We start from the raw sequence: 16,942 nt of genomic DNA, 5'->3' as shown, positions 1-16,942 counted from the left end.
CCTTTCAAGAACTAAGAATTATCGTAACATTGACGCTAAAAAGTGTATGATATACCCACGTGCACCTACCTTTATAAGCGTAAAGATAGTGGTACAATGGATTTCATGGGGGATTAACCATTATATCCCTCACGGACACCATTATAAATTGGTTAGACATACTGAGATATATTTTTTAAAAACAAAACTATGATTGATGATTAACATGAAAATAAAGCGCATCCCCCTCACGCTTATTACAGGTTTTTTAGGCTCTGGCAAAACAACTTTGCTCAACCGTATGCTACAAGACCCTCTTTTAACAGAATGTGCTGTTATCATCAATGAATTCGGCGAAATCAGTATTGACCACCTTCTGGTTGAAAAAACGACAGAAGGAATTATTGAGCTTGCCAATGGCTGCTTATGCTGCAATTTACGCAGTGATCTCATCGACACATTAATTGATTTAATAAATCGCGTTCAGACAGGACAGATCAAACAACTCCATCATATTATCATTGAAACCACAGGGATGGCTGATCCCGCCCCTATTTTACAAATACTTTTAAGCCACCCGTTGTTTATTCAAACATTGTCCATAAATGCTGTTCTTGCAACATTTGATACATTAAGCCCGCTTTCCATATGTGAGCGCTATCCTGAAATATATAAACAATTAATATTTGCTGATAAAATCATTCTCACCAAAACAGATCTTAGAGACCCACAAACGCTTTCAGATACACTCCTTAGCACACTTAAAACAATGAATCCTACAGCACAAATCATTGACGCCCATTCTGAAGATTTCTGTTCAAATCTATTAATAAATAACACATTATGGGATGAAAAAGTAGAAAATACAAAACTTAAACAAAATCTTACGACTACCCCGCATGATCATACCCCCCATAAAACCATTCGTACCTTTTCACTAAACTGTGAGGGTCCTGTTGATTACGCCACAATTGAAGCCTTTTTAGATCTCCTACAAGAGCGTTATGGTACAAAATTATTACGTATTAAAGCAATTATCGCATTGCGTGATGACCCTTATCGCCCACTCGTATTACATGGCGTACAAACATTTTTTCACCCTCCCATAAGATTGCCAGCATGGCCAAAAGGAATAAAACAAACACGTTTCGTCATCATTGCCGATGGTGTTGAAAAAGAAGCTATACAAAAACTCCTCAATGCTTTTTTTAATAAACCAGCAATAGATACTGCAGACAAAACAGCTCTCTTAGAAAATCCTCTGGTCATTCCAGGAATAAAATTTTAATTTTTTCTCCTCTTCAATGATATAGCATTAAATTCATTGACACCACCATCTTTATGTTTTTAAAGGAGCAAACCGGCACATCATTACACACTTTGCTAATTCCCAATGTTGAAATAGCTTTTGGCACTTGAAACGGTTTGTAAAAAGCATTTTAGTCTTTCTTGTACAATTTCACCCACGCAGCAATCCTCGCTTGTAATGTGCAAGCAAATGGTTTTAATTTATTCAACATGCAACAGCTTTGAAATGTGGAATCTTACGGTATTCAGGGTTCTAATTTAACTTGAATAACACTAAATTATCTTTATAATCAATATGTTATAAATTTATAAAAAACTTTCATAAATATTTCTATTCAAGTTTATTAACATAATGGAATAAAAAATAAGAAAATACACATTTTTAACAATGCTTTCTGCACAATAATGCCTCTCATAAAATTATTCGTACCTTTTCACTGAGCGGCAAAATCCCCATAGACTACCACAATTGAAACTTTTTAGCTCTCTTACAAAATCACATGCCGGAAAATGACTATCTATTAAAACACTCCAGCGCTAACATATTACCCTTATCTGTAAAATCGTCGCCCTCACACAAAATAGAATACCATTGTATCACGAATTCACGCACTCGTTTAAAAACACCGTCTCTCAATACGCATTATTCCTATTTCAAGACGCTACCCATAAATAATATAATACAAAATTCTCCATGAAATGTATAAGGCCCATTCTCCATCTTTACTCTATAAATATGTAAACTGATCGCCTCATACTTTTGCCAGTTAAAAATGTTTTGAAAAAACTTGGCACTTTAGAGTACTCATGAGAACTATCTGTACTCCTTTCTTTAAAAATTTTATTCACATGCCAATCCAATTTTATGGCGTGCAAAAAATGGTTTCGATTGATTCACCATAAACAAATTTTAAGATAAAAGGATCTTATGATATTTAGTCCCTAATTCAAACTGAAGAATTATAAACTATCATTATAAATCAAATTGTTATGATAAAAATTTTCAATATCCATCAATCTGTAAACAGATTGTTTTCTCTCTAAATGCGCTTCATCTGCAAACCACTTCATGTGATTCATTTCACAGACAGATTGGCCAAATTCTTGGTTCTAAAATATTCTGCTCAACTCTATATTTATTCAAGCTAATTGAAATCAAAATCCCTGTTAAGAAAAAAACCAAAATCAGACAGAGGCAATATCGCATTTTAAAATATGTGAATGTATCTTATATAACAGCACGACAAGACAATATTTTACAGCATAAAAGAATAAAACTCTTTGAAAGAAATAAAAAGAGAGGTGCATTTTATGTTAACTTACTCTTCACTAAAAACGAAGATTGACACCAGTGCCGATGTGCAAACAATCCAACTTCTTTGAGAAAATTCCTCTTGGCTTCCCACCTCATCTGATTTACTTACATAAGGCTCTATGAAAAAACTCTGCGCTTTAAAATATTGACTACTCACTTAAACACCTTATGTGCAAAGTTTTTGCATATCCTGTATCGCCATTATTAAGTGATAGTGTTACAGTGCAATAGAATACAATAACACTCACGGCATTCGAGAAACTGAAGTTTTATCAATATCGCGATTAAAAACGTAACGTTTTCCATAAACCTCAACAGTTGGAGGTTGACGATTTTTTTCAAAAAAATCATAACCTTTCTTAAGCATAACCCAGAATTGATAATGAGGATCCTTGCTATGACGTGACATATTATCCTCGGTCATGCGGAAAGGAAAAGCCTGTAACTGAAACTCTCTTTGTCCTCCTTTAAAAGCATCCCGTGCAAACGCGTAAATCTGAGCCATGTTCTTATCACTCATAGAATAACAACCTGCGGAAAAGCAAGAACCATGCACCATAAGATTGCTTCCTGTGCGACCATTTTCTTGATCATAAAGGTTAGGAAATCCTATATTAAAAGAAAGATAATATTTTGAATAAGGATTCATTTGGTTTGCGCTAATAGTATAAAAACCCTCTGGTGTCTGAAGATCCCCTTCTTTATATTTAGGTCCAAGCTTACCAGACCATTTGCAAATGCCATAGCGAGCAACCAAGATAAAAGGTCCTGAACGAGATTGTTTCCAAACTTCAGCAAGATTTTCTTCCTTGAAAAATCGCATTACAATTGGTGCATAAGGATCAATATCGTACAAAGCCATTCTATTCTGGATTTCTTGCGGCAACGGCTGCTCAACCTTAGCACGAATAGAAGCTGGTAATCTTCCTTCACATGCTGTCAATATTCCCATTACAAACAACATGCACACAGCGAGGAATCTGCTAAATGTCATCGAATAAAACTCCAATCCAACACCCCTCACAAAAAATAACCTATGTTAGAGATCGACCAATTTGAAGATATTTTTCCCTTCGCTCTTGTTTAAGAGCTTCCCCATCTTTTCCAGCCATAGCTTTTAAAGCCTCTGAAATAACATCACCCGTTGCATCAATGGCAATCTCTTTGCCACGATGTGCTCCCCCTAAAGGTTCCGAAATAATGCCATCAATAATCTTTAAGCGATACAAATCTTGAGCGGTAATACGCATATTCATTGCAGCATCTTTCGCACGAGCTGGATCACGCCATAAAATAGAAGCTGCTCCTTCTGGTGAAATAACAGAGTAAATTGCGTGCTCCAACATATAAACTTTATTGGCAGCCGCGATTGCTATCGCCCCTCCAGAACCGCCTTCTCCAATAACAACGGAAACTACAGGAACTTTCAAACGCAAAGTTGTAGCTGTTGATTGGGCAATTGCTTCTGCCTGCCCCCGTTCTTCAGCACTCACACCAGGATAAGCGCCTGCCGTATCAACAAAAGTGAGAAGTGGCAAACCAAAACGATCAGCCATTTCCATAATACGTACAGCTTTACGATAGCCTTCTGGACGTGCAGAACCAAAATTATAGCGCAAACGTGTTTGCGTGTCATAACCTTTCTCTTGACCGATATAAGCAACGGCCTCACCTTTAAAGCGTGCAAACCCCGCTTGAATAGCCTCATCTTCAGCAAACTTGCGATCTCCGGCCAAAGGCGTAACGTCACTCAATAGGCGTTTAGAATAGTCCATAAAATGGGGACGATTAGGATGACGAGCGACTTGCGTTTTTTGCCACGGCGATAATTTTTTATAAATATCGCGCAAGGCTGTTTGGGAACGCGTTTCAAGGCGAGCAATCTCATCGCTCATATCAAGACTGCCTTTTTCCTGAGAAATTTTTTTTAATTCAAGAATTTTCCCATCAAGATCAGCAACTGGTTTTTCAAAATCAAGATAATTATACATTTGTGTCAACTCATTCAGTGTCACTTATACACTTATAATTTGCTTTATAAAGTCTTTTTCAAAAACATCACCTTTTCTTTAACGAGCCTTTTGCTCATCGGCAAGTGGATGATGCTCATTGACTAAACGATAAAGTCCCTCTTCCAACACATGGGTATAAATCTGAGTAGTAGCAATATCAGAGTGACCTAACAAATGTTGAACGGCACGCAAATCAGCACCATTTTGCAAAAGATGACTAGCAAAAGCATGACGCAACACATGGGGAGAAAAGCTATCACTTTCTATTCCTGCTCTTCTAGCGAGATTTTTCAACTCCCGCGCAACGACTTGACGAGCAATATATCCTGTCTCGGAATGCGCGGGAAAAAGATAAGAACTCGTAGCACCCTTTCCCTGATCACGCAAGTTTAACCACTGTGAAAGAACTTGGCATGCTTTTTTTGATAACAGCACCATTCGTTCTTTTTTGCCCTTACCACGAACCAAAACGCTGTACTCCTTCCTTCGAACAGACTGAACCGGCAGACTCACCAACTCACTGATGCGTAATCCCGTTGCATACAGCATTTCAATCAATAGCTGAAGACGCAGTGCACGGAAATACTCTTTGGACCCATAATCTGCTTGATTGACTTCTAACTGTGCCAAATCAAGCAATTTTATCACTGCATCTTCACTCATGATTTTGGGCAAAGGACGCCCCTGACGAGGTGCATCAATATCATGAGAGGGATCATCTGCTCTCAACCCTTCAGCATAAAGAAATTGATAAAACTGACGCAAAGTCGATAAACGGCGCGCTTGCGATGATGCCGCAAAACCAAAAGTATGCATAAGCGACAAAAGGGTAATTAAATCTTCTTTTTGTGCTGAAAAAAGCGAAACAGAGTGTGAAGACAATTCGTCTTGTGCCCACTGCAAATCATGCTGATAAGCCGCAAGTGTATGAGGTGAAGCCCCTCTCTCCGCGCTCATCATCTCAAGAAAATGATCTATCACAGCACCACTTTTCATTTCATTGATTCACTTCCGTAGAAAGATTCCATGAATCCAAGGGAACATCAATGTACATATCCACAGTTACTGGTTCAACCCAAACCACAAGAGCACCCATTATAATGAAAAAAACAGAAAACAAAATGAAAAGAATCATCAAAAATCTAGTCAATGTTGGCATAAGACAATAACCTACCCAAAAATATTCTATCTCGTATAATGCCTCACAAAGATTAACAGGAATTGACTTTAAGATGGATAAATGCCGAAATAAAGTTATGAAAAGCAATCGACCAAAACGAATCCCCATAACACAAATAAAGAATCAGCTCTTATCGTCCCTTGATAAAAGAGCACTTGTCCTTGTTGGCCTTATGGGGGCAGGCAAATCAGTGATCGGAAAACGCGTCGCCACCATGCTTCGTTTACCCTTTTATGATTCTGACCAAGAAATTGAAAAAGCTGCACAAATGACAATCACGGAACTCTTTGAAATTTATGGTGAATCCGAATTTCGTGCTCTTGAACAGCGTGTTATTCTAAACCTCATGAAAAAAAGTCCCCTTATTTTAGCAACAGGTGGTGGTGCCTACATAAATGAAAATATCCGAAAAGCCATTCACAAAAATGGTATATCTATATGGCTAAAAGTCGATCTTGATATCCTCATGCAACGTGTCTCAAAGCACCCGACACGTCCCCTGCTTAAAACAGCCAATCCTAAAGAAACCATGCAAAAACTCATGGAACAGCGTTATCCTATCTATGAAAAGGCAAACTTAACAATTAACAGTCATAAAGAAAGCCGTCATACCGTAGCACAAAATGTTATACGATCCGTACAGCACTACCTATACACAGAAATTAACAATAGGGATAACCAGCATGCAAACCAAAACCGTCACTGTTAAACTGGACAAACACTGTTACGATATCATCATTGGTCCGGGTCTGATTACACAAGCTGCTTCACAGATTAAACATGCTCTTAACAAAAAAGATCCTTATCCAACGCGCTTTGCACTTGTTACAGATACAAATGTTGCTTCCCTTCATTTGGAGATATTGCAAGCAGAATTAACAAAAAATAAAATTCATACTGTCCCTATTATTGTAGAAGCGGGAGAACAATCAAAATCATTTTCAACCCTGCAAGTTGTTATCGATCAAATTCTTGCCGCGCGTTTAGAAAGAGGCGACTGTGTTATTGCTTTTGGCGGTGGTGTCATTGGCGATTTAGCAGGATTTGCTGCAAGTATAATCCGCCGTGGTATGAACTTCATTCAAATGCCCACAACGCTTCTTGCACAAATTGATTCCTCTGTTGGTGGAAAAACAGGCATCAACAGCCGATATGGCAAAAATCTTATTGGTGCTTTTTTTCAACCGCAATGCGTTATTGCTGACACCTGTGTCCTTGATACCCTATCACTGCGTGAATTTCGTGCTGGTTACGCGGAAATGGTCAAATATGGACTCATTAACCAGCCTGATTTTTTTGAATGGCTTGAAAAAAATGGACAAGAAGTCTTTTCTAATGGCCCTATGCGAACAGAAGCCATTGTCCGCTCATGCCAATTTAAAGCTGCCATTGTAGCACGTGACGAACACGAAACAGGAGAGCGCGCACTCTTAAATCTCGGCCATACATTTGGACACATGCTTGAAACAGCAACCGCTTATGACTCAAAGCGTTTAATTCACGGTGAAGCTGTAGCAATTGGAATGATTCTAGCGCATCAATTTTCTGCTCAATTAAATTTAATAAGCCCCACGCTTACACAACGCGTTGAAGCACACCTTAAAGCAATAGGATTACCTACACAATTAAAGGATATCCCAGGGTGTCTACCAGATGCTGAAACTTTAATGACTCTCATTGCCCAAGATAAAAAAGTTTTACAAAATAATTTGACCTTCATCTTAACGCGCGGACTTGGCCAATCATTTATTGCAAAAAATGTTTCACCAGATGCAGTTTTATCTTTTTTGGAACAAAAATTAACAGAAATTCGTTAATTCATATTGAATATAATTGATTCGTTTTTATACTTCTATTAAAGATTAAATATGATGATGTCTGCGTAGCTCAGTAGGATAGAGCACAGGATTCCTAAAGAAATTGGGCACTTTGAGGAGAAATCCTCAAAGTGAATCTGCTCAAATTCGGGGAAAGCTTCATGGGCGACTATATGCCAATCCCGAGCCAAGTCTCTCTTAAAATGAGAGAAAGGTGTAGAGACTGAACGGGCAGCACCTAAAGAGCAAAAGCTTCAAGGTGAAGAGACAGTCCAGACCACAAACAGCCGATAAGGCTGGCGGTGAAAATCGAAGTGGTATGAATCCTGGGGTCGCAGGTTCGAATCCTGCCGTAGACACCATCGTATCAGTCAAATTATTCTTTGTGCACAATATTAGGAATATAGGGAAGCATCATGAAAAAAACTTTGCACATTTTAGGATTTTTCACCGCTTTAAGTTTATCACTCTTCAGCTCAAACAATAGCTTAGCTGGTTCTTTAATCATTGAAGTACCAGACAATCCAGAGCCCAAAACAGAGATCATTACCTATCAGTGTGATACTGAAACAGGTAAAGAGCGCGTTGAGGCAGTCTATCTTAATGCTGACAATATTTCGTTGGTTGATTTCAAATGGAACGGTGATCGTGTCATTGCTGCTAATGTCATCGCTGCGACAGGAGCAAAATTTGCAGGAGCTCAGTATATCTGGTGGGAGAAGAACAAAGAAGTCACGCTTTATGACCTTGCTCAGGATCCAGAAGAAAAAAAACCTATCCTCTGTAAAGATGAGTCAACATTATTATTTTAAATAACACGGGAAATATTATGAAAAAAATTTCTTTTACTAAACAATTTTTCATTACTTTAAGTGTGTTCCTCCTCGGTTCAATTAATGCATTAGCAAGTTCTTTAGTCATTAAAGTACCAGATGATCCAGAACCAACAACAGAGACCGTCTCCTATCAATGCGATATGGGAACAAGCAAAGAGCATGTTGAAGCAACTTATCATAATGCTGGCAATATTGCGCTTGTTGATTTAAAATGGAACGGTAAGCGCATCGTTGGTTCTAATGTAATTGCCGCTTCTGGAGGAAAATATGTGGGTGGTCAATACATTTGGTGGATAACTAAAAATGAAGCCATATTTTACGATCTTATTAATGATCCAAAAGAAGAAAAGCCCATCCACTGTGTAGAAGAAAAAAGCACAGAATAAGGAAGGTTCTTACATTTCAAGAACCGCGCTGGCTCTCATCTCTTGATGTTCCTTCTGATGTGGGTAACTTTTCCTCCGTCTGGTGTAATAAAAGAGCCAGCGGTTTTTCTGACTGTTCTTCTGAATGATGTCGATAAGCTGCTGTATGTGAAAGCAACATAGAAGCTATCGGCGCTGTTAAAAACAAAAAAAACATCAGCAACGCTTCATGAAAAACAAAATAATGGTCCACAAATATTGAATAAAGAAATGAAGAAATAAGAATACTACCAACGCCCCAACTCGTACATACTGAAAGCATATGCAAACGCTTATAAAAATTGGAAAAACGCACCAAACCTATTGTTGCGATCAATGTCAGTCCCGACCCTAATATTAAGAAAATCGTGATAGCAATAGCAACCACAAGCGATACATCATCTTTCATTCAATAATCTCCCCTCGCATGAGAAATTTCGCCAAAGCAATACTCGAGACAGGACCCAACAACCCAATAATGAGAGCTGCGACAAAATAAATGGTTGTTCCAGAACGAATATCGAATGTAAGAAACAAAAGAATAGTGGTTATATAAAGGGCATCCAAACCAACAATTCTATCCTGTGCCCGTGGACCACGAATCAACCGAAACAGCGCGAAAATCACCGCTAAACTTAAAAAAAACTGTGAAAAGAAAAGCCCCCAATAAAGAATCACCATACTCATAAAAAAATCTCCAAAAGCAATTGCTCATACCGTTGTTTGATCAACTGTTTGTAATCATATCCATTTTTTAAATTTAAGACATGAAGCAAAAGTTCACCTTTTTTACTATTATAGGCAACCCAAGCAGTTCCAGGGGTTGCCGAAAGGATGCACGCTAAAATAGCCAAAGCAGTGCGATTATGAAGCAGAAGAGGTACTACAATAAAACCAGATTTCTGCTCTCGAGACCTTTTTGTTAAAACAAACCAAGCCACCGAAACATTTGAGAATATAGAATCTATAAATACTCGAAAAACGAGACGAAAAACCGCACTCCAGCTTTTAATAACAGCCTTCTCTGGCTCCAGAAGCCGTATCATCCAACCACAAAACAAAGCGGTTAAAATCCCTAAAAGCAATTGCCCTAAACTAAAACCATTTAAAATAAGCCACATAAGGACAATGCCACCACTGAAAAAAGGGGAAGTATAAAAACGATTCATTTACTCATCTCCCTATTTTCGAGAGAAAAATCCGTTAAAACGCTCCCAATATAGTTTTGAGGTTCATACAAAGTCTTAGCGGTTTCAGACATATAATGACTAACAGGACTGGCTACAATTGTTATAAGAAAACACAAGGCAAGAAGAACGGCAATAGGTGCAAATTCTATCACCTGCACACGAGGAACGCGACCTTCAAGAGAAATCCAAAAAGTTCGGATACCCGTTCGTGTCAGTGCAATCAAAGCTGCAAAGCCAGAGAGGGTGACAAAAACTACAAAAAGCCAATCTTGGTAAACCGGAAGAGAGGCAAAAAAATCCTCTCTACTATGGTTTAAAATTGCCATGAACATCATAAGTTTAGCAACAAAACCAGAAAAAGGTGGCAATCCAATAATCAAAATGGCACAGATACCAAAACAAGCCCCAAGAATTGCCAAGGTTACAGGGAAATATGTGCCAACTTCATCTTCTTCCTCCTCTTCATCGTCGCCATAAACCTCCATTGTGACAGCAAGAACATTAGCAGCCACATCTTGACAGCGCTCAACCAACTCTACCAAAAGAAAAAAAGCTCCCAGTGCTAAAGTTGAAGAAACAATATAAAAAAGTGCACCTGCTGTCAGTGCTGCATTGCCGATGCCGATCGCAGCCAACAATGTACCAGAAGAGACAAAGACACTATAAGCTGCCAAACGCACCAAAACTTGACTCGCCAATACCCCAATAAAACCAACAATCATAGTGGCAAGCCCACCATAAAACAAAACCGTATGACCAAAATGGTTAAAATATTCACTTTCAGGACTAAACCATAGCAACGTTAAACGTAAAATAATATAAATACCCACCTTGCTCAAAAGTGCAAAAGAAGCTCCAACGGGTGCTGCTACTGCACTGTAAGTTGGCACCAACCAAAAATTAAGCGGCCACATACCCGCTTTAAGCAAAAAAGCAATACCTAAAAGTGCAACACCTATTTCGAACAAAACAATATCTGTAGAAGATATATATTTTATTTTAACAGCCAAATCGGCCATATTAAGAGTACCAACGACTCCATAAATGAGCGCTATACCCACTAAAAAAAATAATGAAGCAACAAGATTAACCACGACATAATGCAACCCTGCGCGCACGCGTGTCTGACCAGAACCATGCAAAGCAAGCCCATAGGAAGCCGTTAACATAACTTCAAAAAACACAAATAAATTAAATAAATCGCCGGTCAAAAAAGCACCATTTATTCCCACCATAAAAAATTGCATTAGTGACTGAAAATGAGAACCAGCTTTGTACCAATGAGCCCGCGCAAAAACCAACACGCTAGTCACCAACAAGCTGGAAAGTAAAAGCATCATAGCGCTTAAGCGATCAAGGACTAAAACAATTCCAAAAGAAGACGGCCAATTACCAAGTCGATAAACATCGCAAGCCGGTGCTATTTCAAGAGTACGTATAATCAATAAAATGGCAGTAACGACCAACAGTCCCGCAGAAGAAAGACTGATGAATGATTTAAGTTTTGCACGACGTTCATCATAAAAAAGAAGAAGTGCTCCAGTGATTAACGGCAAAAGAATAGGCAAAATAAGGAGATGATGCACCCCTACTTCCATTATTGCACCTCACGTCCATCAACGTGATCAGAACCCGTTAAACCACGTGAAACCAACAAGATAACTAAAAATAAAGCTGTTGTTGCAAAACCAATCACAATCGCAGTTAACACCAAGGCTTGTGGGAGAGGATCGACATAATTAGCTGGATTAATAACAGTGGTAGGATCAACAATTGGAGCAGCATTACTACGCGGTCTACTCATTGAAAATATAAAAAGATTAACACCATAGGAGATCAAGGACAAACCAAGAATGACTTGAAAAGTACGTGGACGCAAAACAAGCCAAATACCTGATCCGACAAAAACACCAATACCCAAAGAAAGAACAATTTCCATTAATTTTCCTTCTCTTTTAAAATAGGTTTCTTACCGATTCGGTAACTCCGAATTGACTGGTGTGCAAGTGCAATTAAAATGAGAACAGTTGCTCCCAACACAAGAGAAAGTACACCAAAATCAAACAAAAAAGCAGATGTCATGGGAACTTTCCCAATTAACGGAAGATGAATATATCGAAAAAAGGATGTTAAAAAAGGATATCCAAAAAACCAAGAGCCCATCCCCGTTACAACTGACAACAATAAGCCAAAGCCTATCCAACGCAAAGGTAAAACTCTCAAATGCGTTTCCACCCACCGAATATCGCGTGCAAGATATTGTAAAATAAACCCTATCGCCAAAGTAATACCACCGACAAATCCACCTCCTGGCAGATCATGCCCTCGCATGAATAAATAAATAGCAAAAGCAATAATAATCGGAAAGAGCCAACCCATAATAACAGCAGGAACAGCTAAATAATTTAATACTGTATCTCCCACATTTCGATTAGGCTGTGCTATATCAAAGGCTTTCTGGATACGTTGTTGAAAAGGCGCATCAATACTCTCAGGCGCAGGACGAAAACGTCGTAAGAGGGCAAAAACAGTAAGGGAAACAACACCCAAAACCACAATTTCTCCCATGGTATCAAAACCACGGAAATCAACCAACAACACATTCACAACATTGCGACCACCAGCATCTGAGTAAGCATGCGTTAGAAAAAAATCAGAAATCGTTGTACCTTGAGGACGTGTCATCACTGCAAAAGAAAGCCATGCTACACCAGCACCTCCTACAAGGGATATGATGAAATCACGGAAACGACGCAAACGAATCCAAAAATGAACAGCAGCTGGCCTAGGATCATGCAAACGTTTAGGCAACCACCGTAAACCAAGCAATAATAAAACGACTGTAACAACCTCAACAACCAATTGTGTTATTGCTAAATCAGGAGCAGAAAGCCATAAAAAGGTTGCACAAGTCATCAAACCAGCTCCCCCTAAAAGCATAAGTGAAGCAAGACGATGAAACTTTGCTCGCCAAGCAACTAAAAGCGCACATAATCCGCCAACCAGCCAAAGAGCGAGAAAAGGAATATCAAGTGGAAAAAGCGGTAATGTCCCCACTGGAATGAAACCATCGCACCAAAGTAAAAGACCAACAAATGCAAAACAGACCCAAAAAATCCAATGCAACTGGATCTGCAAACGGCGTGTTGACAAAGCAGATTCCACCGCACGGGCCCATTTCCAAGAAATAATTACGAGAATGCGTTCAAAAATACGCGGTCCTTTTAAGTGACGGAAAAAAGGAGCCCCATCATCACAGGATAAAAAATAACGATGCCCGACAGCATAGAGCAATCCGCCCCCTAATAATGCAACAAAACTCATCACTAATGGAGTGTTAAACCCATGCCAAACAGCCAAACTATAAGGAATTGTCATTGGTCCTAAAACAGACACGACCGCATTATCTAAAATAGGTCCTATTGTTAAATTAGGAAAAATACCAACCGCTAAACAAATAAACACCAAAAGCTCCATTGGTAAACGCATGAAATGCGGTGGTTCATGGGGAGTCTTGGATAAATTGTCAGGCTTTGGTCCTAAAAAAACACCGTGAATAAAGCGTATAGAATAAGTCACACTAAACAGACTAGCTAGCGTTGCCACATAAGGCGCAATCCAATCGAGCCATGATTCCATATGCGTTTCAACAGCTTCAGCAAAAAACATCTCTTTCGATAAAAAACCATTCAACAAAGGAACCCCAGCCATCGCTGCACTCGCAACTAAAGCAAGAGTTGCTGTAATAGGCATAGAACGATAAAGCCCTGACAGTTTACGCATATCACGTGTTCCTGTCTCATGATCAATAATGCCAGCAGCCATAAATAAAGAAGCCTTAAAAGTAGCATGATTGGCCATATGAAAGATCGCCGCAACACATGCAAGTGGACTACCAAGACTTAAAAGCGTTGTAATTAATCCAAGATGACTAATAGTCGAGTAAGCAAGCAGTCCTTTTAAGTCTTGCTGAAACATGGAAAAATAGGCACCTAGCAGCAATGTCGAGAGTCCTGAAAAGCCAACCAGCCAAAACCAAGATTCTGTTCCAGAGAGCACAGGCCATAAACGAACAAGCAAAAACAATCCCGCTTTTACCATTGTTGCCGAATGCAAATAAGCCGATACGGGGGTTGGAGCAGCCATCGCGTTGGGTAGCCAAAAATGAAAGGGAAATTGCGCGCTTTTTGTTAACCCTCCCAATAAAATACAAATAAGGATAGGACTATAAAGAGAACTTGACCGGATCATATCTCCAGACTGTAGCACCTTATCCAAATCAAAACTGCCAACAGTATACCCAATCAATAAAACTCCAATAAAAAGGGCAAAGCCGCCAAAACCTGTGATCGTTAGAGCCATACGCGCACCCTCACGCGCACTTGCATTATGGTACCAATAGCCGATCAACAAAAAAGAAAAAATACTGGTGAGTTCCCAGAAAACAACCAAAAAGACGAGATTACCTGATAAAACTATTCCTATCATTGATCCCATAAAAGCCAAAAAAAAGGAAAAAAAACGAGGTACAGAATCCGCTGGATCCATGTAATAACGTGAATAAATGACAACAAGCAGCCCAATCCCTGTAATGAGCAAGCAAAAAAGCCACGATAAACCATCTATACGAAGAATCAAATCGCTTCCCCATTCTGGAAGCCAAGAAATATCTAAACGCACTATGTGGTTTCCGCGAACTTCCGGATAAAGCATTATTGTAAAAATAAGACAGAAAAGCGCGACAATCCCAGCAAACCAGGCTTCATTATTTTTTGCTGTCGAACGAAAAAAGCCAATGACAGCACTTCCACCAAAGGGAAGCAAAACGAGCAATACCAACATTGCTTCCCGTGTTGTCATTCTTTAAACTCCATTTTGCCTTAATATTTTGTCATCGACAAAAACTTATATTCTCACCCCCCATTCCACACTTAATGATAATAAGATTTAATAAAACTTAAAAGCATTTAAAATTTTAAAAAAAACAATGCTGGCATGAAAATACTGCGCACCACACAAGTCTTCTCTTTATTTTAAGAACAATAACGCCCACGACAAGAAGCAATTAAAATTTTATTTAATAATTTCTATCCTTTAAAAAAGCGTGATAAACACTGCTTACGCCCCCCATGAAAAGGCTGAAAACTATTATCATTTTTATTATAAGAGCGATAACGCGCAAGGCAAGATTCAATATGTTGTTTAAGCATCCATGGCTCTTTTTTTTCTAATTTTTCCGAAGAAGAAGTTAAAAACACTTTTTTAGCATCTGGTACAACTTTTAATGATGCGCCTTTTGTGCTTAAGTGCGGTGATGTAATAAATGCCACTTCAGGATACCACCAATTATCACTGTATTTACGATAACCACGCCGATAATGACGATAACCTTTAAAACCATTAAGTTCTCTACGCCCCGTAAAAATCAAAGGCACCGAACTATCTTGGAGAGAGGTCTGAGTAACCAGTTTGGCTTTAGCATCACTCCTATTTTGCCCCCAATTAACAAGAGTGGTTATTATAATGAAAAAACTGCTAACAAATACAAAAGCTAAAGCATAATATAATTTTTTTTTCATACTCATAACAAAAAACTCAACATAATAAACAACAGTAATTACAGAAAGCCTTTCTCTTGCTGGACAGAAACAGATTCTTTTCTTAAGATTCTTTTTTCTTGAGACATTCTGTTACTCTTTGTACTAAACGTTGATCTTGGCAATAAGATCCTACAAAAAAGAATGAATAAATAATGATAAAAACCCCCTACTATCTTATAGACAAATCGAAACTCATCAAAAACATGCAAACAATTTCTCGTTTACGGGAAATGTCCGGAGCTAAAATTTTACTTGCTTTGAAATGTTTTGCCACATGGAGTGTTTTTGATTTAATGTCTGAGTTCATGGATGGAACCACATCATCATCCCTTTATGAACTGCGTTTAGGAAGAGAAAAATTTGGCAAAGAAACCCATGCTTATTCAGTGGCTTGGGCAGATGATGAAATTGATGAAGCCTGTGGTTATGCAGATAAAATCATCTTTAATTCCATCCAACAGCTTCAACGCTTTTCTGATGCAACAAAAACCATTCAAAGAGGTTTAAGGTTAAACCCAGGAATGAGCGCATCAAATTTTGATCTTGCCAACCCCTCTCGCCCTTTTAGCCGCTTAGGAGAAACAAACCAAAGCGCTATCAAAGAAGTTCTGCCTCTTATCAACGGATTGATGATCCATAACAATTGTGAAAATGCTGACTTTAATCTTTTTAACCAAATGCTTGGGTATATGGAAGAAAAATTTGCAGAACTTTTTTCTGCTGTTGACTGGATAAGCCTTGGCGGCGGAATCCATTTTACGGCTGAAAATTATCCTCTAGAAGCTTTCGCAAAACGCTTAAAACAATTTTCTAAAACTCATGGTGTCACTCTTTTTCTAGAACCAGGAGAAGCTGCTATTACCAAAAGCACCACACTGGAAGTAAGCGTTCTTGACACATTGTATAATGAAAAAAAACTTGCCATCGTTGATAGCTCCATTGAAGCTCATATGCTTGATCTTTTAATTTATCGTGAGAATGCCAAATTAGAACCCAATCAAGGTCCACACGAAATTATGATTTGTGGAAAGTCTTGTCTTGCCGGCGATATTTTTGGAACATTTCAATTTCAAAAACCTCTTAAAATAGGCGATAGACTGTCTTTTCAGGATGCAGCAGGTTATACAATGGTCAAAAAAAACTGGTTTAATGGCGTTACAATGCCTGCTATTGTTCTCAAAGAGTGCGATGGTACATTAACACTTCAACGCCAATTCAGCTATAACGACTATCAGGAAAGCCTTTCATAAAGATAAACCATAAAAAACGTCATACAACAGTATTAAAAAGGAGATGGACCT

At 38.6% G+C, this 16,942-nt stretch carries 16 protein-coding genes; 6 read left to right on the top strand and 10 right to left on the bottom strand.

Annotation, left to right across the window (positions count from 1 at the left end):
- The first annotated feature begins 205 nt into the window (after window positions 1-205).
- Window positions 206-1,267 (top strand): CobW family GTP-binding protein, encoded by a 1,062-nt coding sequence (locus ACFILY_RS00940; protein ID WP_375637301.1) that lies wholly within the window; start codon window positions 206-208, stop codon window positions 1,265-1,267.
- A gap of 1,579 nt (window positions 1,268-2,846) precedes the next feature.
- Here ACFILY_RS00940 and ACFILY_RS00935 read toward each other — a convergent pair.
- The 3 genes from ACFILY_RS00935 to ACFILY_RS00925 form a co-directional block, all read right to left on the bottom strand.
- Complete coding sequence (locus ACFILY_RS00935; protein WP_273790140.1) at window positions 2,847-3,596, bottom strand: murein L,D-transpeptidase family protein; 750 nt, start codon at window positions 3,594-3,596, stop codon at window positions 2,847-2,849.
- Window positions 3,597-3,636: 40 nt separating this feature from the next.
- Complete coding sequence (locus ACFILY_RS00930; protein ID WP_273790141.1) at window positions 3,637-4,593, bottom strand: acetyl-CoA carboxylase carboxyltransferase subunit alpha; 957 nt, start codon at window positions 4,591-4,593, stop codon at window positions 3,637-3,639.
- 78 nt (window positions 4,594-4,671) lie between these two features.
- Window positions 4,672-5,610, bottom strand: a complete 939-nt coding sequence (locus ACFILY_RS00925) for a site-specific tyrosine recombinase XerD (RefSeq protein WP_273790142.1) — start codon at window positions 5,608-5,610, stop codon at window positions 4,672-4,674.
- Window positions 5,611-5,870: 260 nt separating this feature from the next.
- Here ACFILY_RS00925 and ACFILY_RS00920 point away from each other — a divergent pair, with 260 nt between their 5' ends.
- The 4 genes from ACFILY_RS00920 to ACFILY_RS00905 all read left to right on the top strand — a co-directional run bounded on the left by ACFILY_RS00920 (window position 5,871) and on the right by ACFILY_RS00905 (window position 8,833).
- Window positions 5,871-6,503, top strand: coding sequence for a shikimate kinase (locus ACFILY_RS00920; RefSeq protein ID WP_273790308.1), 633 nt, complete (start codon window positions 5,871-5,873; stop codon window positions 6,501-6,503).
- Window positions 6,478-7,611, top strand: coding sequence for a 3-dehydroquinate synthase (aroB, locus tag ACFILY_RS00915; protein ID WP_273790143.1), 1,134 nt, complete (start codon window positions 6,478-6,480; stop codon window positions 7,609-7,611). The genes ACFILY_RS00920 and aroB overlap by 26 nt, the downstream gene beginning before the upstream one ends.
- A gap of 416 nt (window positions 7,612-8,027) precedes the next feature.
- Window positions 8,028-8,423: an MliC family protein gene (locus tag ACFILY_RS00910; protein ID WP_273790144.1), complete on the top strand. Its 396-nt coding sequence runs from the start codon at window positions 8,028-8,030 to the stop codon at window positions 8,421-8,423.
- Between the two features lie 17 nt (window positions 8,424-8,440).
- Window positions 8,441-8,833: an MliC family protein gene (locus ACFILY_RS00905; protein ID WP_273790145.1), complete on the top strand. Its 393-nt coding sequence runs from the start codon at window positions 8,441-8,443 to the stop codon at window positions 8,831-8,833.
- Between the two features lie 16 nt (window positions 8,834-8,849).
- Here ACFILY_RS00905 and mnhG read toward each other — a convergent pair whose 3' ends face one another.
- The 7 genes from mnhG to ACFILY_RS00870 all read right to left on the bottom strand — a co-directional run bounded on the left by mnhG (window position 8,850) and on the right by ACFILY_RS00870 (window position 15,626).
- Entirely contained in the window at window positions 8,850-9,260 is a 411-nt protein-coding gene (gene mnhG, locus ACFILY_RS00900; RefSeq protein WP_273790146.1) for a monovalent cation/H(+) antiporter subunit G, read from the bottom strand.
- A complete protein-coding gene (locus ACFILY_RS00895; protein ID WP_273790147.1) occupies window positions 9,257-9,538 on the bottom strand; it encodes a K+/H+ antiporter subunit F in 282 nt (93 codons plus the stop codon). The genes mnhG and ACFILY_RS00895 overlap by 4 nt, the downstream gene beginning before the upstream one ends.
- A complete protein-coding gene (locus ACFILY_RS00890; protein ID WP_273790148.1) occupies window positions 9,535-10,020 on the bottom strand; it encodes a Na+/H+ antiporter subunit E in 486 nt (161 codons plus the stop codon). Before ACFILY_RS00890 ends, ACFILY_RS00895 begins: the two co-directional genes overlap by 4 nt.
- The gene (locus ACFILY_RS00885) at window positions 10,017-11,639 is read right to left on the bottom strand and encodes a monovalent cation/H+ antiporter subunit D (RefSeq protein ID WP_375637298.1); all 1,623 of its coding nucleotides are present in this window, start codon (window positions 11,637-11,639) and stop codon (window positions 10,017-10,019) included. The genes ACFILY_RS00890 and ACFILY_RS00885 overlap by 4 nt, the downstream gene beginning before the upstream one ends.
- Window positions 11,639-11,980: a Na+/H+ antiporter subunit C gene (locus ACFILY_RS00880; protein ID WP_273790150.1), complete on the bottom strand. Its 342-nt coding sequence runs from the start codon at window positions 11,978-11,980 to the stop codon at window positions 11,639-11,641. Before ACFILY_RS00880 ends, ACFILY_RS00885 begins: the two co-directional genes overlap by 1 nt.
- Window positions 11,980-14,901: a monovalent cation/H+ antiporter subunit A gene (locus ACFILY_RS00875; protein WP_375637296.1), complete on the bottom strand. Its 2,922-nt coding sequence runs from the start codon at window positions 14,899-14,901 to the stop codon at window positions 11,980-11,982. The genes ACFILY_RS00880 and ACFILY_RS00875 overlap by 1 nt, the downstream gene beginning before the upstream one ends.
- A gap of 227 nt (window positions 14,902-15,128) precedes the next feature.
- Window positions 15,129-15,626 carry a BA14K family protein gene (locus ACFILY_RS00870; protein WP_273790152.1) on the bottom strand — a complete coding sequence of 166 codons (498 nt, stop codon included), beginning with the start codon at window positions 15,624-15,626 and terminating at the stop codon, window positions 15,129-15,131.
- 167 nt (window positions 15,627-15,793) lie between these two features.
- On the opposite strand from ACFILY_RS00870, the gene ACFILY_RS00865 reads away from it, so the two are divergent.
- Window positions 15,794-16,891 (top strand): carboxynorspermidine decarboxylase, encoded by a 1,098-nt coding sequence (locus ACFILY_RS00865; RefSeq protein WP_273790153.1) that lies wholly within the window; start codon window positions 15,794-15,796, stop codon window positions 16,889-16,891.
- The last annotated feature ends 51 nt before the right edge of the window (window positions 16,892-16,942 follow it).

It is taken from the genome of Bartonella sp. CL25QHWL (assembly GCF_042195335.1).
Lineage (GTDB): Bacteria > Pseudomonadota > Alphaproteobacteria > Rhizobiales > Rhizobiaceae > Bartonella.
The sequence above is the reverse complement of the archived record's forward strand: the minus strand, read 5'-3'. Positions and strand labels throughout refer to the sequence as shown.